The sequence below is a fragment of the Pseudomonas sp. NPDC090208 genome (assembly GCF_044746785.1).
GTDB lineage: Bacteria > Pseudomonadota > Gammaproteobacteria > Pseudomonadales > Pseudomonadaceae > Aquipseudomonas.
Map to the genome: position 1 here is coordinate 207,671 of NZ_JBIVCU010000003.1, position 24,374 is coordinate 232,044.

The 24,374-nt window shown below is 60.4% G+C and carries 23 protein-coding genes; 17 read left to right on the forward strand and 6 right to left on the reverse strand.

Annotation, left to right across the window (positions count from 1 at the left end; all coding sequences use genetic code 11):
• Positions 1–61: 61 nt before the first annotated feature.
• The 3 genes from ACIPL0_RS06725 to salA form a co-directional block, all read right to left on the reverse strand.
• Positions 62–1,183 (reverse strand): muconate cycloisomerase family protein, encoded by a 1,122-nt coding sequence (locus ACIPL0_RS06725; protein WP_400731391.1) that lies wholly within the window; start codon positions 1,181–1,183, stop codon positions 62–64.
• 21 nt (positions 1,184–1,204) lie between these two features.
• A complete protein-coding gene (locus tag ACIPL0_RS06730) occupies positions 1,205–2,608 on the reverse strand; it encodes an MFS transporter (RefSeq protein WP_400731392.1) in 1,404 nt (467 codons plus the stop codon).
• A gap of 76 nt (positions 2,609–2,684) precedes the next feature.
• Positions 2,685–3,977: a salicylate 1-monooxygenase gene (salA, locus tag ACIPL0_RS06735; RefSeq protein WP_400731393.1), complete on the reverse strand. Its 1,293-nt coding sequence runs from the start codon at positions 3,975–3,977 to the stop codon at positions 2,685–2,687.
• A gap of 142 nt (positions 3,978–4,119) precedes the next feature.
• On the opposite strand from salA, the gene ACIPL0_RS06740 reads away from it, so the two are divergent.
• From ACIPL0_RS06740 to ACIPL0_RS06770, 7 genes are all read left to right on the forward strand, one after another.
• A complete protein-coding gene (locus ACIPL0_RS06740) occupies positions 4,120–5,025 on the forward strand; it encodes a LysR family transcriptional regulator (protein WP_400731394.1) in 906 nt (301 codons plus the stop codon).
• Positions 5,026–5,257: 232 nt separating this feature from the next.
• A complete protein-coding gene (locus ACIPL0_RS06745) occupies positions 5,258–6,151 on the forward strand; it encodes an NAD(P)-dependent oxidoreductase (protein ID WP_400731395.1) in 894 nt (297 codons plus the stop codon).
• A gap of 5 nt (positions 6,152–6,156) precedes the next feature.
• The gene (locus ACIPL0_RS06750) at positions 6,157–6,471 is read left to right on the forward strand and encodes an NIPSNAP family protein (protein ID WP_400731396.1); all 315 of its coding nucleotides are present in this window, start codon (positions 6,157–6,159) and stop codon (positions 6,469–6,471) included.
• Positions 6,472–6,483: 12 nt separating this feature from the next.
• Positions 6,484–7,458 carry a VOC family protein gene (locus tag ACIPL0_RS06755; protein WP_400731397.1) on the forward strand — a complete coding sequence of 325 codons (975 nt, stop codon included), beginning with the start codon at positions 6,484–6,486 and terminating at the stop codon, positions 7,456–7,458.
• Complete coding sequence (locus ACIPL0_RS06760; RefSeq protein WP_400731398.1) at positions 7,451–7,828, forward strand: YciI family protein; 378 nt, start codon at positions 7,451–7,453, stop codon at positions 7,826–7,828. Before ACIPL0_RS06755 ends, ACIPL0_RS06760 begins: the two co-directional genes overlap by 8 nt.
• Before the next feature lie 8 nt (positions 7,829–7,836).
• Positions 7,837–8,790: a fumarylacetoacetate hydrolase family protein gene (locus ACIPL0_RS06765; protein ID WP_400731399.1), complete on the forward strand. Its 954-nt coding sequence runs from the start codon at positions 7,837–7,839 to the stop codon at positions 8,788–8,790.
• A gap of 141 nt (positions 8,791–8,931) precedes the next feature.
• Positions 8,932–9,879, forward strand: a complete 948-nt coding sequence (locus ACIPL0_RS06770) for a transporter (protein WP_400731400.1) — start codon at positions 8,932–8,934, stop codon at positions 9,877–9,879.
• A 90-nt stretch (positions 9,880–9,969) separates the two neighbouring features.
• Here the strand turns inward: ACIPL0_RS06770 and ACIPL0_RS06775 are convergent, their stop codons facing one another.
• Positions 9,970–10,749, reverse strand: coding sequence for a coniferyl-alcohol dehydrogenase (locus ACIPL0_RS06775; RefSeq protein WP_400731401.1), 780 nt, complete (start codon positions 10,747–10,749; stop codon positions 9,970–9,972).
• A 20-nt stretch (positions 10,750–10,769) separates the two neighbouring features.
• The gene (locus ACIPL0_RS06780) at positions 10,770–12,221 is read right to left on the reverse strand and encodes an aldehyde dehydrogenase (protein ID WP_400731402.1); all 1,452 of its coding nucleotides are present in this window, start codon (positions 12,219–12,221) and stop codon (positions 10,770–10,772) included.
• Between the two features lie 205 nt (positions 12,222–12,426).
• Between ACIPL0_RS06780 and ACIPL0_RS06785 the strand changes: the two genes are divergently transcribed.
• On the forward strand, positions 12,427–13,320 hold the full coding sequence (locus ACIPL0_RS06785; RefSeq protein WP_400731403.1) for a helix-turn-helix domain-containing protein: 894 nt from the start codon (positions 12,427–12,429) through the stop codon (positions 13,318–13,320).
• A gap of 27 nt (positions 13,321–13,347) precedes the next feature.
• Here ACIPL0_RS06785 and ACIPL0_RS06790 read toward each other — a convergent pair whose 3' ends face one another.
• Positions 13,348–14,229 (reverse strand): LysR family transcriptional regulator, encoded by an 882-nt coding sequence (locus ACIPL0_RS06790; RefSeq protein WP_400731404.1) that lies wholly within the window; start codon positions 14,227–14,229, stop codon positions 13,348–13,350.
• A gap of 101 nt (positions 14,230–14,330) precedes the next feature.
• Here ACIPL0_RS06790 and ACIPL0_RS06795 point away from each other — a divergent pair, with 101 nt between their 5' ends.
• From ACIPL0_RS06795 to ACIPL0_RS06835, 9 genes are all read left to right on the forward strand, one after another.
• Positions 14,331–15,392 carry an alkene reductase gene (locus ACIPL0_RS06795; protein ID WP_400731405.1) on the forward strand — a complete coding sequence of 354 codons (1,062 nt, stop codon included), beginning with the start codon at positions 14,331–14,333 and terminating at the stop codon, positions 15,390–15,392.
• A 10-nt stretch (positions 15,393–15,402) separates the two neighbouring features.
• The gene (locus ACIPL0_RS06800) at positions 15,403–16,230 is read left to right on the forward strand and encodes a pirin family protein (RefSeq protein WP_400731406.1); all 828 of its coding nucleotides are present in this window, start codon (positions 15,403–15,405) and stop codon (positions 16,228–16,230) included.
• Positions 16,231–16,468: 238 nt separating this feature from the next.
• Complete coding sequence (locus tag ACIPL0_RS06805) at positions 16,469–17,368, forward strand: LysR substrate-binding domain-containing protein (RefSeq protein ID WP_400731407.1); 900 nt, start codon at positions 16,469–16,471, stop codon at positions 17,366–17,368.
• Between the two features lie 254 nt (positions 17,369–17,622).
• Positions 17,623–18,099, forward strand: a complete 477-nt coding sequence (locus ACIPL0_RS06810) for a DUF1348 family protein (protein ID WP_400731408.1) — start codon at positions 17,623–17,625, stop codon at positions 18,097–18,099.
• Positions 18,100–18,232: 133 nt separating this feature from the next.
• The gene (locus tag ACIPL0_RS06815; RefSeq protein ID WP_400731409.1) at positions 18,233–19,237 is read left to right on the forward strand and encodes an NADPH:quinone reductase; all 1,005 of its coding nucleotides are present in this window, start codon (positions 18,233–18,235) and stop codon (positions 19,235–19,237) included.
• Between the two features lie 201 nt (positions 19,238–19,438).
• On the forward strand, positions 19,439–21,028 hold the full coding sequence (locus tag ACIPL0_RS06820) for a sigma-54 interaction domain-containing protein (protein ID WP_400731410.1): 1,590 nt from the start codon (positions 19,439–19,441) through the stop codon (positions 21,026–21,028).
• A 254-nt stretch (positions 21,029–21,282) separates the two neighbouring features.
• The gene (locus tag ACIPL0_RS06825; protein ID WP_400731411.1) at positions 21,283–21,831 is read left to right on the forward strand and encodes an OsmC family protein; all 549 of its coding nucleotides are present in this window, start codon (positions 21,283–21,285) and stop codon (positions 21,829–21,831) included.
• A gap of 59 nt (positions 21,832–21,890) precedes the next feature.
• Entirely contained in the window at positions 21,891–23,036 is a 1,146-nt protein-coding gene (locus ACIPL0_RS06830) for an acyl-CoA dehydrogenase (protein WP_400731412.1), read from the forward strand.
• Positions 23,033–24,364, forward strand: a complete 1,332-nt coding sequence (locus tag ACIPL0_RS06835) for an FAD-dependent oxidoreductase (protein ID WP_400731413.1) — start codon at positions 23,033–23,035, stop codon at positions 24,362–24,364. Before ACIPL0_RS06830 ends, ACIPL0_RS06835 begins: the two co-directional genes overlap by 4 nt.
• Positions 24,365–24,374: the final 10 nt, after the last annotated feature.

Consider the following 24,374-nt stretch of genomic DNA (forward strand, 5'->3'; position numbering starts at 1 on the left):
GTTGTTGTCGGTGGCGCAGGGAGGTGATGGACGGCCTCCCGGCGGGTATTTGCAGCAGTGCTCATGGGCGGCGCAAACGTCGCAGGCGGTCTTCATCCAGGCTTACCCCGAGGCCGGGCCTGTCCGGGACGTGCAGCGCGAAATCGCGATAGACCGGCGGCTCGCTGACAATCTCTTCGGTCAGCAGCAGCGGGCCGAAAAGCTCGGTGCCCCACAGCACCTGTCTGAGTGTGAGAAAGGCATGGGCCGAGGCGAGCGTGCCGATGCTGCCTTCGAGCATGGTCGCCCCATACAAGGCGATTCCCGCCGCCTCGGCGATCTGCGCGCTGCGCAGCACTGCACGGGGGCCGCCGTTCTTCGCGATCTTCAAGGCGAATACGCTGGCGGCGCCGTCGGCGGCCAGGTTGAACGCATCCTCGACCGATTCGATGGACTCGTCGGCCATGATCGGCACCGGGCTTCGCTGATTGAGACGGACCTGGCCGGCACGATCCTGGCGAGACAGCGGCTGTTCGATCAGATCGATGCCGTTGTCACCCAATACGCGGCAACCCCGGATGGCCTGCGATTCGTTCCAGTGCTGATTGACGTCGACCCGTACACTGGCGCGGTCACCGAGGGCCTGTTTGATCGCCACCACGTGCTTGAGGTCATGTTCCAGCGGCTGGGCGCCGACCTTCACCTTGAAGATCCGGTGGCGACGCAGGTCCAGCAGACGCTGGGCTTCGTCGACATCGCGCGCGGTGTCACCGCTGGCCAGTACCCAGCCGACTTCCAGGCTGTCACGCACGCGGCCACCCAGCAGTTCGCTGACGGCCAGCCCCGAGCGTTTGCCTTGGGCATCGAGCAGCGCGCTTTCCAGTCCGGATTTGGCGAAGGTATTGCCCTTGGCGACCTTGTCCAGGCGCTGCATGGCCGCATTGATGTTGCTCGCCGCCAGGCCAATCAGCGCAGGCGCGAGGTGGCAGTCGATGTTGGTCTTGATGCTTTCCGGGCTTTCGTAGGCGTACGACAGCCCGCCAACGGTCGTGGACTCGCCGATGCCTTCAATGCCGTCGCTGCAGCGCACGCGGATGATTACCAGCGTCTGCTGGGAAATCGTGTGCATGGCCAGCTTGTGCGGGCGAATGGTCGGCAGGTCGACGAGGATCGTCTCGATATGTTCGATGGTTGCGATAGTCATAAAGAATTCCGGAAAGGGTGTTCAAAGATCGGGAGAGCGGACCCAGAGCCGGGGATCGTTCTGCGAATCGACAGAGGGGTGAGGGGGCGGATTCGGCAAGTCGAACTCCAGTACGACGTCCTGCCAACGGCTGGTGCGGATCAGGAACACACCGATCGCCGCCGCGCCGATCAGCCCAGGAATCGCAAACACCAGAAACGATACTTGCAAGGGCAGCGTGAATCCCTGAAGAACTGCGCCCAGCAACGGGCCGACGATGGCACCTATACGGCCGATGCCCATTGCCCAGCCCAGTCCCGTTGAGCGGATGTGCGCCGGGTAGGACTGCACGGCAAAGGCGTTGGCCAGAATCTGCGCTCCCGTGGTCCCGGCGCCGGCGATACCGATCAGCACGTACATCACGCTCAACGGCGACTTCACTGCCATAAGACCCAGCACGACGCCGCTGGCCGCGAGGAAGGCCAGCAGCACGCGCCCCAGTCCGCAACGGTCAGCCAGCCAGCCGCCGAACAGCGAGCCAACGATGGCGCCTGCGTTCAAGATCAACAGGAAGGCAATGCTAGAGGTCAGGGCATAACCGGCCATGGTCATCATTTTCGGCAGCCAGGCACTCAAGCCATAGATCATCAGCAGGCTGCAGGCGAATGCCAGCCACAACAGCAGGGTGTTGATCAAACGACCGTCCTGAAACAACTGAATGATCGAGACGCGGGTCTGTTGCCCCTCTTCGCCCAGCAGATGATCGCTCGGCTGCCCCACGTAGCGGGGCAGGACTCGCTGCAACAGCAGTTGGGCGCGCTGTCGCTGACCGCTGCGCAACAGGAAATTGATCGATTCGGGCAACTGCCGGATCAGCAGTGGCAATACCAACAACGGCACTGCCGCCATGAAAAAAAGCGGACGCCAACCCCAGGCCGGCACAATAAGCATGCCGAGCCCGGCGGATAACATGCCGCCCGCGGCATAGCCGCTGAACATCAGCGCGATCAGCGTGCTGCGCTGCTTGCGAGGGGCGTACTCATTCATCAGGGCGATGATATTCGGCATGACACCACCCAGCCCGACACCGGCCAGCAAACGCAGCACGGCAAAGGCTTCGGGGCTGTCGGCAAAGCCGTTGAGCACGGTGAAGCTGCTGAACAGGGCGACGCACATGAAGATGCTTCTGCGCCGTCCAATGTAGTCCGCCAGCGGACCGAAGATCAAGGCGCCGAGCATCATGCCCATCAAGGCACAACTGCCCAGCAGACCGGCCTGTAAGGCCGTCAGGCCCCAATCATTCATCAGCGCAGGCAACACGACGCCATAAATGACCAGGTCGTAACCGTCGAACACGATGATCAGTGCGCCCCAAAGCAACAGGCGGGCGTGAAAAGCGTTGAACCGGGCTGCGTCGAGCATTCCGGTGACATCGAGATTTCGCATGCCAGGTTCTTCTTGTTGTTTTTATTGAGCCGGGGAGCGCGTGCGTGGCGCGCTCCCCGGGGTCAGCGGCCAGCGGTCAAGAAGCGGCCATCTGGTGCTCCCAGCCCAGGCGCGTTCGCGCCAGAGCCACATCGGTTGCGGGGTCGTGGTTCCACAGCCAGTTGAAACGGGTTTTGAGCTTGTGCGCCATCTTCGCCTCGTCGCTGCCGACGTCCGGATCACGCATTTCGTAGAGTTCACCGGCTTGCCAGGATGTGCGCTGGACCTTGCAGGCCCGTGGGCGGCGGATTTCGTCATAGGTGTCGAGCACGGCCGCCAGGTTGTCGGCGCTCAGTTGCGGGTCACTCAGCAGGCGCGCCAGGAAATAGGCGTCTTCCAGGCCCTGGCCTGCGCCGGCGCCCTGGTGGGGCAACATGGCGTGGGCGGCATCACCGATCAGCACGACGCGGTTGTAGACATAACCCGGCAACTCGGCGATGTCGTGCAGCGCCCACAGCGTCGGTTCTTCGATCTGTTCCAGCAGGGTGCGCGCGGCGCTGTTCCAGTCGGCGAACTCGCGCAGCATGTCGGCCTTGCTGGTCTGTATCACCCATGGTTTGTCGGCGGGCCAGTGAGGCTTGCGAGTGTCGGTGAGGAAGGCCACCACGTTGATGATCCGGCCCTGTTTGACCGGGAAGGTCAGGATGTGGCCGTTGGGCGCCAGGTACATTTGCGGAACATCGATCAAACGTTTGTCCAGGCCGTTCTCGCTAAAGGCCGCTCGCAGCGTTTCGCTGTCGATCAGGCCGCGATAGGCGCGGGTGCCGGTGAAGCGCGGTTCGGCGGGTGAAGCGTTAATGCCGGCCTGGACATGGCCGCGTACCACCGATTTCACGCCATCGGCGGCAATCAGCAGGTCGCAGCGGTATTCGCTGCCGTCGGCGAACCGCACGCAGGCTTCCTGGCCGTTTTGTTCCACGCTGACCGCGCGTTTGTTGAACTGGGCGATGCCTGCCGGCAAGTGCGTGGTGAGAATGTCCAGAAAGTCTGCACGGTGCACCGAGGACTGGCCCATGCCCGGCATTTCAGTGGTGCCCAGCAGGTGGCTGGCGTCCTGCTGGCCGTAGCGCCAGTCGAACCAGATGTCTTCATAAGGGGCAGGGGTGCGGTCTTCGATCTTGCGATAGGCATCGCCGATGCCCAGACCATTGAGTGCGCGCACCGAGTTGGCACCGAACGCCACGCCAGCGCCCACTTCGCCAAAGGCTGGTGCAGCTTCGAAAAGCTGGATATCGAGGTTGCTGGTGCGACACAGATCCAGTGCCAGCGCGACGCCGGAAATACCACCACCGACGATACCGACACGCAGAGGACGAGAAGAGTTGTTCATGAGGTTACCCAAGCTGGTTTCTTGTTGTGGGGTTCATCATGCGCAGCTCAGTAACATTGATAAATGCACCGTTCGGTATAAAGTCTATTCCCACTGTGAATAACACTTCCGGCTGCGCTGACAGCCGATTCTGGGTGGACCGATGGAACTGCATGATCTGGACATGAACCTGCTGGTGGTTTTCAACCAGCTTCTGCTCGACCGGCGTGTCTCAACGGCAGCGGAAAATCTGGGCCTGACCCAGCCCGCCGTCAGCAATGCGCTCAAGCGTCTGAGAGCCGCGTTGGGGGATGATCTGTTCGTGCGAACCTATCGTGGCATGCAGCCCACGCCGTTTGCCGAAACCCTCTCCGAACCGGTGCTGCAGGCCATGGACACCCTGCGTGATGCATTGAGTCGCTCCAGTGAGTTCGACCCGCTCAGCAGCACGCGCAAGTTCAATGTGGTGATGACGGATATCGGTGAGATCCACCTGATTCCGCGCCTGATGGATCGTCTGGCGACGCTGGCACCAGGCTGTGTGATCAGCACCGTGCGGGAAAACCTGATGAGCCTGAACGAGGATCTGCAGGATGGTACGGTCGACCTGGCTATTGGCCTGATTCCGCAGTTGCGGGCCGGTTTCTTTCAGCGGCGCCTGATGCGCCAGCACTACGTGTGTTTATGTCGCAAGGACCATCCCGCGACGCGCGAGCCGCTGACGCTGGAGCGCTTCTGCGACTACGGGCATGTGCGCGTAGTGGCGGCCAATACCGGGCATGGCGAGGCAGACGCGCTGATGACCCGGCTGGGCATCAAGCGTTCGATCCGCCTGGAAATTCCGCATTTTGCCGCCGTCGGCCACATCCTCGAACGCACCGATCTGCTGGCCACCGTGCCCGAGCGCTTCGCCAGCTCATGTCAGGATTACTTCGGCCTCACGGCGTTGCCCCATCCGGTGCCGTTCCCCGAGTTCAGCGTGAACATGCTCTGGCATGCGCGTTATCACCGCGACGCCGGCAACCGTTGGCTGCGCCAACTGATCTTCGAGATGTTCTCCGAAGCCTGAGCCTTTGGCGCGCGAGTTGCCGAGGGTTTCGCCCATGGCCTGCGCCCCTTTGCCCGCAATCCTGCGCTGTCGATCACTCCCTGATCGCGCATCCCGTCGCCTCGAACAACTGCGATTACTAGTTATGAATAACTGCCGTTATTTGTTCCCGGCACCCCGGCGCGCCTAAGTTAGAAGCCAGTGAATGCCTTGCGGTTCACGCAAGGCACAATAACAACAAGAGAAGCGAACAATGCGCGCTATCACCATTGGCATGGTGGGTATCGGCCAGCTCGGCCTGCCCATTGCCACCAACCTGCTTGCCGCCGGTTTTCGCGTCGTCGGTTACCGTCGGCGAGATCGCGAAGCCTTTGTCGGACTCGGCGGCATCGCACTGTCCAGCCCTGCCGAGGTGGCCACCGAAGCCGATTTCATCCTCACCTGCCTGCCGAGCGAAGACGCTCAACTGGACGTCATGGAAGGCCCACAGGGACTGCTGGCGGCGCTGCGTTCCGGCCACACCCTGATCGAGATGGGCACCTATGAACGGGCGTTCAAGGAGCGGCTGGCCGCGCGTATCGAGAGCAAGGGCGCGCGGGTGCTGGAAGCTGAAGTCAGCGGTTCTCCACCTCTGGTGCTAGCACGCAAGGCGTCGCTGTTTCTGGGCGGCGAGCCATCACTGATCGAGCATTGCCAGCCGGTCCTCAGCGCCATTGCTGACCTGCAATTTCGCATCGGCGAGTTCGGCAGCGCAGTCGCCATGAAGCTGATCGCCAACTACCTGCTGACCATTCACACGCTGGCGGCGGCCGAGGCGCTGAACCTAGGCGTGCGCGCCGGTTTCAGCGCGGAAAAGGTGGTTGAAGTCATCCGTCAGAGCGCCGGCGGTTCAACCATGTTCAGCGTGCGCGCACCGATGATGGCCAGCCGCAGTTTTCAGCCGGCGCCCGGCCCTCTGGTGACTCTGGAGAAGTATCTGGAGATGGCTGGGGCGCTTTCTGCCGATCTCGGTTGTGCGTCTCCGCTGTTCAGCGTCGCCCAATCCTATTTCAACCGTGCCCGCGAGCTGGGCATGGGCGAAGAAGACATCGCCGCCGTGATCAAGTTGATCGAAGCCGATTCCCATGCACGTCCCCAATCAGAGTGATCGCCATGCTCATTGAACAACGCACCTACCACCTCAAACCGGGCGCCATCCACGAGTTTCTTCGCATGTACGAAGAAGAGGGTCTGAAGTTGCAGCGCGAGGCGCTGGGCAACCTGATCGGGTATTTCAAGCCGGACACCGGCGATATCAATCGGGTGATCCAGCTCTGGGGCTTTGCCAGCAACGAGGAGCGTCTGCAGCGCCGCGGTGCGCTGTCGGGTAACCCGCAATGGCGCGAGTTTCTCGGCAAGGCCGGGGACATGGTGACTGAGCAGCATGTCGAGTTGCTCAGCGGCGCTGCGTTTTCCCCGATCAAGTAAAGGAGCACTGCAATGATCCGTTTTCTTCATCATGTCGGCTTGTCCGTTCCGGACCTGGAAGTCGGTCGTGCGTTCTACGAGGCGTTCGGTCTGGAAGCCCGCGTGGCGGGTGAGCACCTGGTGTTGCGCTGCAAGGGTCGCGCACAGGACCAGGTCCGGTTGATGCCGGGCAATCCCAAGCAACTGAGCTATGTGGCCTACGGTACCGACGCGCAGGGCATGCGCGAGATTCGCGACAACCTCGCCTTGCACGGCATCGCAGAGCATCTTGCCCCATTCGATATCGATTCTCAGGGTATCTGGTTCCGTGATCCTAGTGAGGACTGGGTGCACGTGTGCGAGGCTGTCGAGGCACCGGCCTCGCCGCGTCCCACACCTGAGGTCAACACTTATGGCCGCTACAGGCGGATAGGCGAGCGTGCCTGCGATCTGTCGTCGATATCGCGCACTGCACACCCGCTGCGCCTCGGTCACCTGATCAAGTTCACTCCGGACGTCGATCGGTCCATTGACTTCTATACCCGTGTTCTGGGCATGAAAGTCTCAGACAAGGCCCAGGACATCCTCGCCTTTCTGCGGGTCGGTTGTGGCGGTGACCACCATGCGCTGGGTCTGGCGAAAAGCTCTCACAGCGGCTTGCACCACCTCAGTTTCGAAGTGATGAACATCGACGAAATCGAGATGGGCGCGCAGCACCTCATGGCTCAGGGATACCGGCATGCGTTCGGGCTGGGGCGGCATGTGGGCGGCTCCAATTACTTCCATTACATCCGCGACCCGTGGAACAGCCTGGTGGAGTATTTCTGGGACATCGACGTGATTCCTGAAGACGACAGTCAGTGGGTACCGTTGAATGCCGCCGGTCCTCATGAGCTGGCCGCAGTGTGGGCGGTCAGCCCGCCGGAGGACGATTTTGCCCAGAACTACGAGGCGCCATCGGCCGATGCGCCTTCATTGTCGCTCACCGAGGCGCTAGCTAATGGCTGACCTGTCTGCGCAGAAAGCCTTGTTGGCGGGCATGCTGAACAAGCCGCTCTACGCGGCTTTCCGCACGCCCCGTGATCTGAGCCAGATGCACGACCTGCTGGGCGCCCATCTGCAATGGGCCATCGACGCCGAGCGTCGCGGTGAACTGTTCGCCTCGGGCCCATTCGTTTCCGATCACGCGGCACCTGGAGAGCTGGGCGGCATGAGCATCCTCCGGGCTGCCGATATGGCGGAAGCCGAACGCCTGATGCAAGCCGACCCCTTTATCGCCAACGGCGTTTTCAACGTCGAAATCCGCAAATGGATGCTGATGGAAGGCGGCCTGACGGTTCACGTGACCTTCTCTGATAAACGCGCTTCGCTTCTTTAAGGTGGCTCATGAAATACCAGCTGTTCACCTATCATCCCGATTCAACTTCCCTCGCAGCCGGCTTGCGCGTCGGCGAAAAGGCCTACGACCTGACGCGCGCTGCCGCAGCCGCTGAGGTCCCGTTGCCAGCCACCAGCGTCGATGGCTTGCTGGAAGACTGGAAAGCGGCCAACGCCCTGCTGCAGGACCTGGCCGTCCGTATTGAGCATCGCCCCACGACCTACGACTGGGCGCTGCTGGACAGCGCAACGTTGCAGCTCGCCGCACCGTTGCAACGGCCCGGTACGATCTACGCTGCCGGTGCCAACTATCGCGATCATGTGGAGGCCATGGCTCGGGCATTCAACATGAACCTGTGCCTCGACCCGCGCAGCGAAGGCATTCCACCCTGGCATTTCATCAAGGCCGGGCGCGGCAGTCTTTCAGCGCACAAGCAGATCGTGCAGATGCCGGAAGGCACACAGAAGCTGGACTGGGAAGCTGAACTGGCCGTGGTGATCGGTCGTCGTGCCTTCCGGGTCAGTGCCGACCGGGCGCTGGACTACGTGGCAGGCTACACCTGTGCCAACGATCTCTCCTCCCGCGATAGCCTTGTGCGCGACAAGGTCGATGCCGGCTCACCGTTTCGCTTCGACTGGATCGGACACAAGGTCTTCAATGGCGCCTGTCCGTTCGGCCCGTACCTCACGCCTGCACAATTCGTCGCGGATCCTGAAAGTCTCGACATCAAACTATGGCGCAACGGTCAGATCGAGCAGGACTCCAATACGCGCAATCACCTGTACGGCATCGCCGACCAGATCGAGTATCTGACCCGTCGTGTCGAGCTGTTTCCCGGCGATGTATTGCTCACCGGCACCCCCGCCGGCGTCGGCATGGAGAAGGGAGTTTTCCTGGCGCGGGGTGATGTTCTGAAAGTCTGGATCGACGGACTCGGTGAACTGGAAACCATCATCGCCTGACCTCTCATCAAGCCGGCCGAGCAGGCTGGCTGTTCATTTCCCTCACGTCCCGTGGCCGGTCGAAAGGCCGGCATGGGAGGGCTTTGTCTGAAAAAGGCCAGGCCCTGACCACCATAAAAAAGACAAGAAGGGCACACGAGCATGACAGCTTCAATCCAGCGCTTGCCGCGCCATGCGGGGCATCTGGCGGCGATCTGTATGGGGATGGCGTTACCCGCCACTGCGGCACTGGCGACGGAAGGTGGTGGCAGCGGCTATCCGGTAGGTGTCAATACGGTTGCCTCCGGGCGCCTGCCACCGCCGGGGTTGACGACCTTTTATTACCTGAGCGATTACCAGGCCAATGCCACCAAGGACAGCAGCGGTCACGACAAAGCCGGCCTGCACAACTTCGACCTGGATGTGCAGGCATTGTCGATACGAGTGGACTATGTCTACTCGGACGTCACGCTGTTCGGTGCAAAGGTGGAAAGCCGTTTTGCCCTTCCGCTGGTCAAGGGGGCCATCAGTTTTGACGTCGCTACGCCCCGCGGGCGGGTGCACCGCAGCGAGCATCAGGATGGCGTCGGCGATCTGACGCTGGTGCCGCTCATCCTGAGCTGGAGCTCGCCGCGCCTTCATCAATTGGTGGGCGTGGACATCGTCACCCCCGTCGGCTCCTACGACAAGGACCGACTGCTCAATCCGGGGCGCAATGTCTGGTCCTTCGGGCCATGGTATGCGTTCACCGCTTACCCGATCGACAATCTGGAGATCAGCTCCAAGATGGTCTACATGATCAACACCCGCAACGAGGCGACGCACTATCGTTCGGGTGACGAGTTCAACGCCGACTACAACATCGGCTACAACCTGACCCCGCGCTGGCAAGTAGGCGTCAACGGCTATGTCTACAAGCAGTTCAGTGACGATCGACAGTTCGGTGAGACGTTCGGTGACGGTAATCGTGGGCAGGTGCTGGCGTTCGGTCCAGCGGTCAAATACCAGGTGGGCAACTACGGTTTTGCGATGAAGTGGCAACATGAGTCGCAGGTGGAAAACCGATCGGCGGGTGACCGGATCTGGTTGCAGGCGGTTCTACGTTTCTGAGTTGGCCCGGTCGATAGATCAATCGCCTTCTCAGTCAATGTCTGACCATGTGCCCGGCCTTTCAGCGCCGGGCACATTGCTGTCAGAGCATCAGTTCAAGCCATGTTTCGCCAAGGCCAGCATCGATGACATGCCGCCGTCCGCGGCGATGTTGGTTCCTCGCAGCCAGGCTGATCCGTCGCTTTGCAGAAACGCGACGACAGGCGCGATGTCATCAGGGCGGGCAGGGCGGTCCATGACGCGCATGTCCTCTTCCGCCCGAGCGCCGAGGGTCTTGATGAAGTCGCCGAGAATCGGTGTGTCCACCGGGCCCGGGCTGATGCAGTTCATGCGGATTCCGCGATCGCGCCAGGTCCAGCGATTCCTGTATGTCCAGACCAGCAGGTATTCCTTGGAAAAGAAGTAGCTGCGTGCCCCGACGATAGCGTGTGCTTGGCAGAAAGCGCCGACATCCGCGAAGTCGACGTGCTCGAACGCCTTGATGGTATCGATTGCATCCGCCCAACCGATGCTGACCAGAGACGCGAGGTGGGTGATGGCCGCGCCGTCTGCCAGGCGCCGCTCGATCATGCCCAGGGTCAAGCGTTTCAGCCCCAGTGCGTTGACTTTGAGCACCTGCTCTGCGGGCGCGGTCGGCGGCAGACCGGCAATGTTGCACAGCCCGTTCACCCCGTTCGGCAGTGCGTCGATCAAGGCGTCTATCGAGGACGGATCGGACAGGTCCGCCTGAAAAAACTCGTCGACATGCTCGCTCACCGGGTAGCGGTCGACACCGATCACCCGTGCGCCTTGTGCGCGAAGTTCCCTGGCGGTTTGTGCACCGATTCCGGACGCAGCGCCGGTGACCACAATAAGCTTGCCTGACAACATGGTTCGTCTCCTTGATCCGTTCAGATGGGGTAGTGGCCGGGGGCGGTCTGCAGGGTAATCCAGCGCAGATCGGTGAACTCGTCGATTGCAGCCTTGCCGCCGAAGCGGCCGTAACCGCTGGATTTCACCCCACCGAATGGCACCTGCGGTTCATCGGCGACGGTCGGGCCATTGATGTGGCAGATTCCGGATTCGATGCGTCGGGCGACTTCCATCGCCCGGGCAATATTCTGGCTGAACACCGCCGCCGACAGGCCGTACTCGGTGTCGTTGGCCACGGTCACGGCTTCATCAAGGTCCGCGACTCGAACGATCGACACGCAGGGTCCGAAGCTTTCTTCATGGAAGATGTTCATGGACCGTGTGACGTGATCGAGCACCGTCGGTGCCATGATGGCGCCGTCACTGTCACCTCCGGTCAGAACGCTGGCGCCTTTTTCGACCGCATCGGTCACCAGTTGAGAAATCCGCTCGACCGCACCCGCGTTGACCACTGCACCCAGCGCCGTGTTGCCCTGGCGAGGATCGCCAGCCTTCAACGTGGCCACCTTGGCCTTGAAGCGTCTGGCGAATTCGTCGGCCACGCTGTCCAGTACGATCAGGCGTTCGGTCGACATGCAGATCTGGCCCTGATTCATGAACGCGCCGAACGCTGCGGCCTTGACCGCTTCGTCCAGATCGGCGTCATCCAAAACGATGAGCGGTGCCTTACCGCCCAGTTCCAGCAGACAGCGTTTGAGATGGCGAGCGCAGGTTTCGGCGATCAGTCGGCCGACCCGCGTGGAGCCGGTGAAATTCACTCGGCGCACCGCCGGGTGCGCGATCAGTGCCTCGACCACTGCGCCAGCGTCTTCCGGGGCATTGCTCAACACATTCACCACGCCCTTGGGCAGGCCGGCTTCGCGCAGGACATCACCAATCAGTTGATGGGTCTTGGGGCACAGCTCCGAAGCTTTCAGGATGACGGTATTGCCGCACGCCAGGGGCATGGCGATGGCACGCACGCCGAGAATCACCGGGGCGTTCCACGGCGCAATGCCGACACATACGCCGGCCGGTTGGCGGACCGACAGGCTGATCGCACCCTCATGGTCGGAGGGGATCACTTCACCGCCCACCTGTGTGGTCATGCTCGCGGCTTCGCGAAGGACATTCGCCGCCAGCTTGCAGTTGAACAGTATCCACATGCGAGTCGCACCGGTTTCCATCATTGCGGCGTCGGCGAACTCGCCAGCGCGACGGTCAAGGATATTGGCCGCCTTGTTGAGCATGGCTCTGCGTTGAGTCGGCGAGGTGCTCGACCAGGCGGGGAAAGCCGCTGCCGCCGAGTTGGCGGCCCGGTCGGCATCGGCCACCGTAGCGGCGGCGGCGACGCTGGCCACCTCTCCGGTCACCGGATTGCGCCGTTGAAAAGTCGCCGCCGTGGAGGCAGCAAGGTCCTGATCGTCTATCAGCAGACGCACGTCGTACATGTCAACAGTCTCCAGCCTTGATCTTGTTATTGAGGGGCCCTGCAAGGCCTTCGGCGATCAGCCACCGCATTCGATGGCGGGGGATGGAGCAGAAGGCGCAACTGGATTTAAGCAATATTGCTTTTTTAATAGAATGCGATTTTCTGGTCGATACCTGAGAAAAACCGATAATGTTCCCAGTGTCCGATCAGGCGGGACTCACGCTATGAAAATCTATGCGGGTGACATTGAACGTCACGTTCAATGCGAGAGCCTTCCGGTGGCGTTGCGGGCGCGCAGCCTTGACCTGAGTCGGCGTGCTCTGCCGGGCCTGCACCATATGCTGCTGGTGGAGCAGGGAACGGTCAGTGTGACGGTTGGCAGCGAATGTCACGTCTTCGAGGCGCCGCTGATCGCGAGTCTGCCTGCTGCGACCGGCGTTCGTTTGCAGGTCGGAGCCGGTGCGCAGGTCCGTTTGATCGCCTGTTCGTCGGCCATGACCGCTGATGCCATCGGTGATACTGCCGAATCCTTCGCGCTGAGGATTCTGGTGGATGGGGTGATCTTTCATGACTTGAGCGCCGATCAGGCCTTGTCTCACTTTCAGCCAATGTTCGACGGTGTGGCGCGCGAACTGAGGGCTGCCCAATCGTCGTGGATGGCTGTGTCTTCCTGGCTGCGTCTGTTGCTGATCGCCGTCTGCCGCCTGACGGGTATGTTCGAACAGGGGCACAGTGGAGAAACCGCTTCGGTGCTGCAACGCTTCCGTCAGATGGTGGAAGCACATTTTCGCGAGCAACGGCCTGTCAACTTTTATGCCGGCATGCTGGGCATGACACCGGACAGGTTGCATGCAATCTGCACACGCGAGTTGCAGCGCACGCCGCTGGCACTCATTCACGAGCGCCTGCTGCATGAAGCGCGACAGAGGCTTGAACGATCATCGGGTAGCGTGGAGCAGGTGGCGGCGGGACTGGGTTTTCGAGACCCAACGTATTTCAGCCATTTCTTCAAGCGTAAGGCCGGGTGTTCTCCGGCACAGTACCGTCGCAGCATTCGGGAGAGTGGTGAGGAAGTCGCGGCGGCAGCACTCTCTGCCGGTTATTCCGACTGGCCATGAAGGGTCGGCGCCAGGGCATGGCCGTCATCAGCCACGTTCCAGCCGATCTCGCAAAAATTCGATGAAGCGCTGAGTCTTGGCCGGCAGCAGCCGTGTTTCGGTCAACGCATACACTGATATCGGCTCGGCCTGCCACTGCGGCAACACCTTGCGCAATCTGTCGTGACTGACTTCATCGGCAGCGACGCCTTCGGACAGCAGAGCAATACCCAGATCCAGTGAAGCCAGGCGCTTGATCATGCCGATGCTGTTAACCTCGAAACGGCCGCCCAACCTCACTTGTTGGCGCTCGTCGCCGCGACGAAGGGTCAGCAGCTCGACTTCCGGGCCGCGCAGCCGCAGGCATTCGTGTTGCGGCAGTTGCGCGGGATGTTCCGGTTCGCCCCAGCGTTCCAGATAACGCGGCGAGGCGTAGAGATAGCGCGGCAGGCTGGCCAGTTTTCGTGCAATCAAGTTGGAGCTGCGTGGCTCGCCCATGCGTATGGCGACGTCGAAAGGCTCGCTGACCAGATCGACCTGGCGCGGTGTGAGGTCGAACTCGAAGCTGATGCCTGGGTACAGGGTGGAGAATTCCGCCATCAGCGGGGCGATATAGACAATGGCGAAATCGACGGACAGCGATGCCCTGAGCAGGCCGCTGGGACTGGCCAACATTTCTCCCAATTGCTCATGAGCGAGTCGCGCTTCATCGACGATGCGCTTGCAGCGCTCGAAGTACAGCATGCCCGCTTCGGTCAACTCAATCCTGCGGGTGGTTCGGTTGAGCAGGCGCAAGCCGATGGCCTTTTCCAGGCCACTGATACGCCGGGAAAGCGTGGAGTTGGGCATGCCAAGCGACTCCGCGGCTCTTCGGAAGCTGCGCACTTTGACGACTTCGACGAACAGCGCCATGTCGTTGAGAAGCTTCATTGGATTGCTCCATCAGTGGATCAGTCAATTCAATTTTAACGGATTTATCCCGTTATCGGATTGATCGATGATAGCCCCAGTTCTTGCTGAGGAGCATCGAAATGAACGCGCTATTCACTGAAGTCAATGTCGGCCGCTACACCTTGTCCAACCGGATGGTCATGGCCCCTATGACCCGCTCGCGGGCTGATGATGCTGGCCTCCCGACCGATCTGGTTGCCACCTATTATGCGCAACGCGCCAGTGCGGGCCTGATCGTCACCGAGGGCGTGTTCCCGGTGGCGCTGGGCAAGGGATACATCCGCACCCCGGGTATCGAGACTGCTGCGCAGGCTACGGCATGGAAAAGGGTGGCTGACGCGGTGCATGCCAAAGGCGGGCGCATCTTCATGCAACTGATGCACTGTGGCCGTATCTCCCACCCTTCACTGATCGACGGTGCCATTCCGAAGGCGCCGTCGGCGATCAAGGCCGCAGGTCAGACGTACACCGCCTCCGGCCTGCAGGATTTCGTCATTCCCGAAGCGTTGACCGTTGCAGAAATCGCCGAGGTGATCGAGGGCTATCGTCGTGCGGCGCGGCTGGCCATCGATGCCGGTTTCGATGGTGTCGAATTGCACGCGGCATCGGGCTACTTGCCTGAGCAGTTCCTGTCCAGCGGCAGCAATCAGCGTGACGACGCATACGGCGGCTCGGTCGAAAATCGTACACGCTTCGTGCTGGAGGTCATGACCGCGCTGGCGGGCGAAGTGGGCGGTGATCGGGTAGGCATCAAGATTTCGCCAGAAATGAACTTCAACGACATCGTCGATGCAAACCCACAGGAGACCTATACCCACCTGGTCAAGGCATTGGCTCCATTGAATCTGGCTTACCTGCATGTCGCACTGTTTGGCGCCGCTTTTGACTATCACGACGCCTTGCGTCCATTGTTCGCCGGCCGCTATCTGGTCGGTGCAGGTCTGACTCAGGCCCGCGCCACCTCGCTGGTCGAGGACGGTAAAGCCGATGCGGTGGTCTTTGGCAGCGCCTTCCTGGCCAACCCTGATCTACCGGAGCGATTTCGGGCCCAGGCCGAGCTGAACGTGCCTGACAAGAACACGTTCTACTCGCCGGGCGCCGAGGGCTATATCGATTACCCGACGCTGTCTGACCCGATATGAGGAAAGGGACATGCCAGCGATCACACGCCTGCAACGCATGAATCGAGGTAGCCAGTTCAGGGCATTCGTACTGCGCGGCGACGCGCAGTCGAAACCGATCGACCCGTTTTTGGGTGTCGATCATGCCTGGACCAGCGGTGCGACATTTCCGCCTCATCCCCACGCCGGCTTCTCCGCCGTGTCCTACCTGTTTCTGGATTCGGAAACCGGCATCGCCAACCGCGACTCTTTGGGAAACCAGAACCTCATCCGCCCCGGCGGACTGCACTGGACCGCAGCCGGGCGAGGAGTGATTCACGAAGAGGTGCCGGCAGAGGACGGCAAGATGGTTCACATGCTGCAGATCTTCGTCAACCTGTCAGCCGAGAAGCAAGCGGCGCCACCTTTCGTGCTCAGTCTGGAGCCCGGCGATGTGCCCGTCGTGCATCTGAACGGCGCCACGGTACGTGTGCCGCTAGGGCGGTTTGAAGATGCGATTTCGCCTGTGACGCCACCTACGGAGGTGCGCCTCTTGGACATCGCCCTCGATGCAGGACACGAGTTGCGCATATCGATTCCCGAAGGCCATGTCGCGTTTGTGTTACCGGTGGGAGGTGAACTGTGGGTCGACGGTCAGCTCTTCAATCTGAGCGAACCGACTGCTCCGGTGGACCTGCCGGGAAGCGCGGACCGTATGGTTGTGTTGAAGGCCATGGGTGTGAATGCGCGAGCGGTGATGTTTTCCGGCGTGCCATTGAATCAACCGGTGTTCTGGCATGGCCCGCTGGCGATGGCGTCGCCGAGTGCTCTGGTCAAGGCGCTGGAAAGTTACAATCGCGGTGACTTTGGAGAACTGTAAGTAGATGTAACTATGTCAGTTTTTTAGCCCGATCAGCGTGGTCGCGCAATCCCGTTTATTGCCAAAGAATGAATGGCTGTATTTCATGGCGTGAAATAATAAATTTATTATTTCGGTGCGTGCATGTATGCAATGAACTTGGGTGCGAGTCTAGTTGATTTGGGCTGGACATTTATAACCCTCCTAATTAGGCTTGGCCGTCTTGCCGGTATGCCTACTCGTCCGAGAATATTGAATAATGGACAGGTTTTATGAGATGCAGACTTTCATCGCGGTAGCCGAGGAAGAAGGCTTTGCGGCTGCGGCGCGGCGGATGAATGTTTCTCCAGCCACCGTGACTCGCGCCATAGCGTCGATGGAGGCCCGCATCGGGACTCAACTCTTGTCGCGAACCACAAGGAGCCTGTCGCTAAGCGATGCCGGTAAACGTTATTTGGTTGATTGCCGTCGAATACTCGAGGATCTGCAAGATGCCGAGCAGGCCGCTGCGGGAAGTTACAAGGCTCCCCATGGTAATCTGACATTGACTGCGCCGGCTGTACTGGGTGAGTTATTAGTAGCCCCCCTGATGGTCGGCTACATGGAACGGTATCCTGATGTCACGATCAACGCCCTCTTTACTGACAGGTTAGTCAGCTTGTCGGAGGAGGGTATGGACATTGCCGTGCGTGTTGGGCACCTGCGTGAGCACCGTCGTCAGGCCGTTAAGGTGGGTGAGGCTTCACAGGTCATTTGCGCCTCGCCGGATTATCTGAACCGAGTCGGGCGGCCCCGACATCCACGCGAATTGGAGAAGCACAAGATTGTCACGTCATCCGCCAGCCGATTGGTGAGCGATTGGCATTACTGGATGAATGACCGAATCAACAGCGTTGAGGTCGAGCCTCAATTGGTGGTCAGCGATAATAAAGTCGCGATCGGCATTGCGAAGTCTGGTTGGGGAGTAACCCGGGCGCTGTCTTATCAGGTAGCGGATGACGTCAGTGCGGGTGAGTTGGAAATTATTCTCGCGGACTATCAACTTAATCCGGTGCCGGTCAATATCATCGTCTCCAGAATTGAGCGACCGTCTAAAAGTGTCAATACGTTCGTTGAACATCTCGTAGAGGGCATGGCCAGCGCGCTTGCATCAATATAAATGCGATAGCACTGCGAAAGTACTTACGGGATGTCCCGTGCTCTAGGGTGAAATGAACTCCCTCTAAATGGGCGTTATTGCATCCTGTGAAATACTGAATGCTGGGCGGCGGCAGTATGTTCCTCATCCGGTCGCAGGCTCGCTTCTATTGGATCCAGCAGGTTTTTGCATTTGAACTACCGTCAATGCGTCACAACGAGTACCCCGTAACAAAAAACTTTGAATCTCACTCGAAACGATAGGGGAATACGTCGATGAGCAATGCAAACGAACGTCCACCACTGCCGCCATTCACCCGAGAGACGGCCATTCTGAAGGTCCGGCTGGCCGAAGATGGCTGGAACACCCGAGACGCTGCCAAAGTGGCACTGGCGTATACGCTGGACACGAAATGGCGAAATCGCTCTGAGTTCGCCAAAAACCGTGACGAAGCGCAGGCGTTTCTGACCCGCAAGTGGAACAAAGAGCTGGACTACCGCCTGATCAAGGAGCTGTGGGCGTTCACTGAAAACCGTATCGCCGTGCGTTATGCCTACGAATGGCACGATGATTCAGGGAACTGGTTCCGCTCTTACGGCAACGAAAACTGGGAGTTTGGACCGGACGGGCTGATGCAGCACCGTTTTGCCTGCATCAACGACCTGCCAATCACCGAGGCCGAGCGCAAGTTCCGTTGGCCTCTGGGGCGCCGCCCTGATGACCATCCTGGCCTTTCGGAGCTTGGTTTGTAATCCCTATTCGCCCCGTGGCGGTGCGCCGGTGAACCGTCGATGTTTTCCGGCGCGTTTTACGTTGAGCGTGTTTGCAGGACATACAGCGTGGCTCTGGTGGCCAGGCAATCAAAACTGAGTAAAAGGGATTTGCATGAAAGCAGCGTATTACGAGCGATTGGGTCCAGCTGAAGATGTGCTGGAACTGGGAGACATGCCGGATCCTCAGCCGGGCCCAGGGGAGATCAGGGTAAGGATCGAGGTATCGGGCCTGAATCCCTCCGACATCAAAGGCAGAAACGGTTTCAAAGGTGCGATGGCGTACCAGCGCGTCGTTCCTCATCAGGATGGTGCCGGCGTTATCGATGCCGTCGGGGAGGGTGTCGGTGCATCCAGGATCGGGGAACGTGTCTGGGTCTACGAAGCGCAATCGGGGCGAGCATTCGGCACGGCTGCCGAGTATGTGGTTGTTCCCCAGGACAAAGCGGTGGGGCTCGCCGATCATGTCTCTTTCGAGACAGGTGCCAGCCTCGGCATCCCGGCGTTGACGGCACATTACTGCCTGTTTGCTGACGGTGATCTTAATCAGCGTCGGGTGCTTGTTCAGGGGGGAGCAGGAGTGGTGGGAGAGGCTGCCATTCAGCTGGCCAAGTGGTCGGGCGCATGGGTGGCAGCGACCGTCAGGACGGCTGCCGATGTCGCGCGGGTACAGGCCGCCGGGGCGGATCTGGTGATCGACATGCAGCAGCAGGACGTCGAGTCGGTGCTCATGGAGGCGACTGCGGGGGCGGGCGTTGACCGTATCGTAGAAGTGGACCTGATCAGTAATCTGGAGCTAGATCTTGCGTGCCTGGCCAAAGGTGGCACGATCAGCACCTACTCGGTTGAAGCTGCAAATGCAAAAGCGCCGGTTCCGGTGTTAAAGGCCATGGCGAACTGTGCGGCATTTCGCTTCGTGCTGGTGTACACCGTTCCCGAAGCCGCCAAGCGCAAAGCGATTCGCGACGTCACCGCCTGCCTTGCAGAAGGTAGATACAAGGTCACTATCGGCAAGGTTTTCCCTTTTGAGGCCATCGCCGAGGCGCACGACACGCTTGATGAACACCGGGTCAAGGGCAAGGTGTTGTTGCGCGTCCATTCCGGCCAGATGATGTCCTGATACCCCGCTGGTTACGGCTCCAGGTGCAACGCCTCCGTCCCATAAGTAGGGTTTTCCGTTTGCCACAGGTGCAGCAGTGCTTCGCGACGGCGGTTTGCGAGCTGGAGAGCGACTGCCGGATGCGGAAGAGTTCTTGCATGGCGCTCAGTGAAGCATTGTGCAGCTCATGCACTCATCGCGGCACGGAACGGGAGAAAGCGATTGGGAAACGTAACGGCTGATCAGGACATCGAGGCGTCCCCCGCGTTCTGGCGATCACAAGAGATGCTTTTGCTCCAGCAGGTCACCGGCTTGATGGGCAAAGACCTCACTTCCGATACGGTGCTCAACGAGATGCTGCATCTGCTGTCCGAACTGTTGGGCTTGAATCGCGGGCGTATCGTGTTGTTCGATGAGGCGTCAGAGCAGGCCCGTATCCGCTACGCCTACGGGCTGACGCGAGACGAAATCAAACGTGGTGTGTACGGGCCGGATGAGGGCATTACAGGGCGGGTGCTGACCCGTGGGCAATTGATTATTGTCCAGGACATCGACAAGGAACCTTCATTTCTGGGGAGGGTGGTGGAGCGGGCCAAGCTGCCGCCGGGACCGGTGTCGTATATCGCCTTGCCGATCATGATCGGGCAGAAAGTCATCGGGGTGCTCGCTACGCACCGAATCCGCATGCGGGCGCGGCCGTTGACTGACGACATCAGCATCCTGCGGATTCTGGCGACCATGGTCGGCCAGATCCTGCACCTGCGCGCCTACATCAAAGAGAAGACCGAAGCGCTGGAAATACGCAATCAGCAACTGGTGCGAGCGCTGGAAACCCGCACCAATCGCTATGGCATCGTCGGCAGCTCGCCGCAATTGCTCCAGGCCATTTCGGAGTTGGAAAGGGTCTCCAATTCCACCGCCAGTGTTCTGTTACTGGGCGAGTCAGGCACCGGCAAGGAGCTGTTTGCACGCGCGCTGCACCTGGCCAGTCCCCGACAAGACAAACCGTTCATCAAGATCAACTGCGCCGCGATTCCCGACACACTTTTTGAGTCTGAATTGTTCGGCTATGAACGTGGCGCATTCACGGGCGCCAACACCGCCCGCGAAGGTTGGTTCGAGCAGGCCGATGGCGGAACGATCTTCCTTGATGAGATCGGTGAGCTGCCCCTGTCGATGCAGACCAAGCTGCTGCGCACGTTGCAGGAGGGCACCATTACCCGGCTGGGTGGCAAGCGTGAGATCAAGGTGGATGTCAGGCTGGTGGCCGCCACCAACCGTGATCTGGCGGCGGAGGTCAGCCAGGGCGTGTTCCGCCAGGATCTTTATTACCGACTCAACGTGATTCCGATTCACCTGCCGACCCTGGCCAGTCGCCGTGAGGACATTCCCGCGCTGGCGTTGCAGTTCCTCAACCGGATCAATCAGGCCAACCAGCGTAACGTCAGCTTTGACGCGTCTGCGATTGAGCGTCTGCAAGCGCACAGTTGGCCAGGCAACATTCGGGAGATGTCCAACCTGATCGAGCGGCTGGTGCTTTTGGCTGAAAAGCCAGTATTGAGCGAGCGGGACATCGAGCATTTCCTGCCGGCACTCGGGGCGAAAACCTCACCCATCGCCGCTGCGCGAAGTGCCCCCGCGACCGATTTCAATCACGATCTCGTGCGTCCCTACGTGGCGGTCAGCTCTCATTCCGCAGATGAGTTGGTACAAGCTGTCGAGCGCTGCGGAGGCAACAAATCGCGTGCTGCGCAGATGCTGGGAATGACGGCTCGGCAATTCAACTACCGCTGGAAAAAGCTGCAAACCTAGCGGGTGGGTGAGGCTTACAAAATGTCGACATTGTTTACATTGTCGACAATGTGAAGGTCGTTCGGGCGAGGCGCTTGTAAGGGGTGAAGTTTGGTAAAAGTCCAATCGTCCCTTTCAAACTACTGATTTATATAGCGAATAAAAATTTCCTATCCGGCTCATAGAATCTGGCACAGCCGTTGCGATAGTCCATTGGCGAACGGGCGCTGCACATCATGCAGCCAGCCTATTGCTCAGCCCAATGGAGATCAAACATGTCTGCTACAACTGCTCAAGTCGCCACCACTTACCTGAAACCAATCGACCAGGCCGGCCTGGAAGCGTTCGCCGAAAAGGGCCGCAACAACCCACAAACCCGTGGGACCAACAAGGTGCATACCGTAGGGCAAGGCGTGTTCCGTACCCTGAGCTACGTTGGCGATCACACGCCGGTGGTGGTCGACGAGCCGCTGCACCTGTTCGGCGAGAACACCGCGCCGGCGCCAGGCGAAGTCATTCTGTCAGGCCTGGGCGGTTGTATCGCCGTGGGCGTCACTGCCGTGGCCACCTGGATGAACGTGAAGCTCAGCAAGCTGGAAGTGTTCCTCGAAGGCGATATCGGCAACCCCTCTGCCTGGGGTGCTGGCGGTGCCGAGAAACAGCCGCTGGAAATGGGCTTTCAAGATATCCGCGTCAAGGTGCTGGTGGAAGGCGACGCCTCCCGTGAAACCCTGGATGAAATCGTTCGTCTGGCCAACTACGCCTCGCCAATGGCCAACACCCTGCGCAACCCGATCCCGTTCAGCATCAGTCTGGCCGATTGAACCGGCAGCGCTGAGTCCAGCGCACGCCGCTTACGCAAACACTGACGGGAGGGATTGCCATGAACAAGATCACACGCGCACTCGAACCGGCGCAACACTGCGCAGACTGGGGTGATGATGCCCAGGTGCTCGGGGAGGTTCGCCGCATTGCCATGGGGCCATTGGCCGAATCGGCGCAGCGGATCGATGAAGGTCATTACCCGCTGGACATCATGGCTTCCCTCGCGCAGGCAGGTGCGTTTGCTGCGCACCTGACGCAGCAGGGGCAGCGTTTCGATGTGGCGGTGGGCAGCATGCATGAAGCCAGTCGCAGTTGTGGTTCGACCGGCTTTTTGATGTGGTGCCATGACGTCTGTGGCCTGTACATGGACCAGTCCGACAACACTGCTTTACTGGCGCGACTGGCGCTGCACACGCAAGGCCAGACATTCGGCGGCACGGCCTTGTCCAACCCGATGAAGGCGCTAGCCGGTATCGAAACGCTGATCCTGCGCGCGAGCAAGGTGCCTGGTGGCTATCGGGTCAACGGTGCGTTGCCGTGGGTCAGCCATATCAACCGTGGGCAGTATTGCGGCGCTATCGCTGGGGTGGAGCGCAACGACGGCTCCATCTCCCACGAAATCATGTTCATGCTCGATCTCGACGAGCGTGTCGAACTTAAAACCTGTCCGGAGTTTTCCGGCATGGAAGGCACCAGCACCTGGGGTGTGCGTCTGGTCGATTATTTTGTTCCGCAAGATGCCCTGATCGCCGATCCGGCGCGGCCATTTGTTCAGCGCATTCGCGGTGCTTTCATTCTGTTGCAGTCGGGGATGGCCAGCGGTGTTGCCCAGGGCAGTATCGATTCGATCCGTGAGGTCGAGCCGACGCTGGGTCATGTCAACCAGTTCCTGCACAACGGTGCCGACGAGTTGCAATTTGAACTCGATGATCTCAATTCGCGGGTGCTCAGGCTGTGCCGTACCCCGTATGAAACCAGCAAGGATTTCTTGCTGGATGTCCTCGACGCCCGGGTACAGGGTGCCGAGCTGGCGCTCAAGGCTTCGCAGTCGGCATTGCTGCATCAAGGCGCGCGGGGCTATCGCATGAGTGCCGCGCCACAGCGGCGCATCCGTGAGGCGCACTTCGTCGCCATCGTGACCCCGGCGATCAAGCACCTTCGTTGGGAAATGGCTCGCTTGATGAAAGAGGAGATGCCGGCATGAGCGCCCTTACCAAACCCTGGCTGCAATTCATCTGCCGCGCCTGTGGCGTGATCTACGACGAAGAACTGGGTGATCCAGACAGCGGCCTGCCACCGGGTACGCGCTTCGAGGACATTCCGGACGACTGGGAGTGCCCGTTGTGCGGTGTGACCAAGAGCGACTTTGAGCTGTTCGTCAAACGTGAAGTGGTAGCGGTCAGCCAGATGCCGATGTTTCAGCAGAGTACCGGCATTGTCGTGGTCGGTGCCGGTCTGGCCGGCTGGGCGGCTGTCGAGGCCATTCGCGAACTGGACCGTAGCGTGGCGATTACCCTGGTCAGCGCCTGTAACGGCAACCGCTATCACAAGCCTGAATTGTCGCTGGCGGTGAGCCGGGGCCAGACCGCGCAATCGCTGATTCGCGAAACCGCGCAGGATGCCGCGCAACGTCTGGGGGTACGGCTGTACAGCGAAACCTCCGTGGTGGGGCTGACGCCTGCACTGCATCAACTGCGCACTACCCGCGGCACCATGAGCTATACCAAGCTGGTGCTGGCTCAAGGCGCGCGCCCGGCGCTGCCTGCGGCCTTGCCGCCGACCTTGTGCTGGCGCGTCAACAACCTGAACGAATGGTCCGGCTTGCAGGCACGTTTGAGTGAAAGCGCTCAGCGCATTGCAATCATCGGCGCGGGCATGGTGGGTTGCGAGCTGGCCGAAGACTTTGCCCGGGCAGGGCACAGCGTCACGCTGATCGACCGTAATCCATTGCCGTTGGCAGGGCTGCTGCCCGATCTGGCGGCCGAATTTTTGCTGAGCAATCAATCCCGACAGGGCATCGAGTTCATCGGCTCGGTACGGGTCGCGCAGATCAACGGTTTGGCAGATGGCAGCAAAACCCTGAGCACCGAATGCAATCGCCATTTCGAGTTCGATCAGGTAGTGGCCGCCACCGGCTTGATGACTGAGAGCCGTCTGGCGCGCAACGCTGGCCTGGCGTTCGACCGCGGCATTCAGGTTGATCCACAGACGCTGGTCACCAGTGACGCCGACATCTACGCGCTGGGCGACTGCATCAGCCTGGCCGGCATGCCATGCCGTTTTGTCGAACCGATTGCCTTGCAGGCCCAGGTCATCGCCCATGGCCTGCTGGGGCGGGAACATGCCGGTTATGCCCATGTGCAACCCGTGATCCGCCTCAAAACCCGGTCCTTGCCCATCGTGCTGCGTGGCCTGCCATCAATGGCCGGCACCTGGCGCATCGTCGAACAGGGCGAAGGGCACCTGCGCATGGAACAGGATCTGGACGGCCACATGGCGTCCAGCTTGCAAGTTGGCCAGGCAGCCGCCTGAACATCATTTA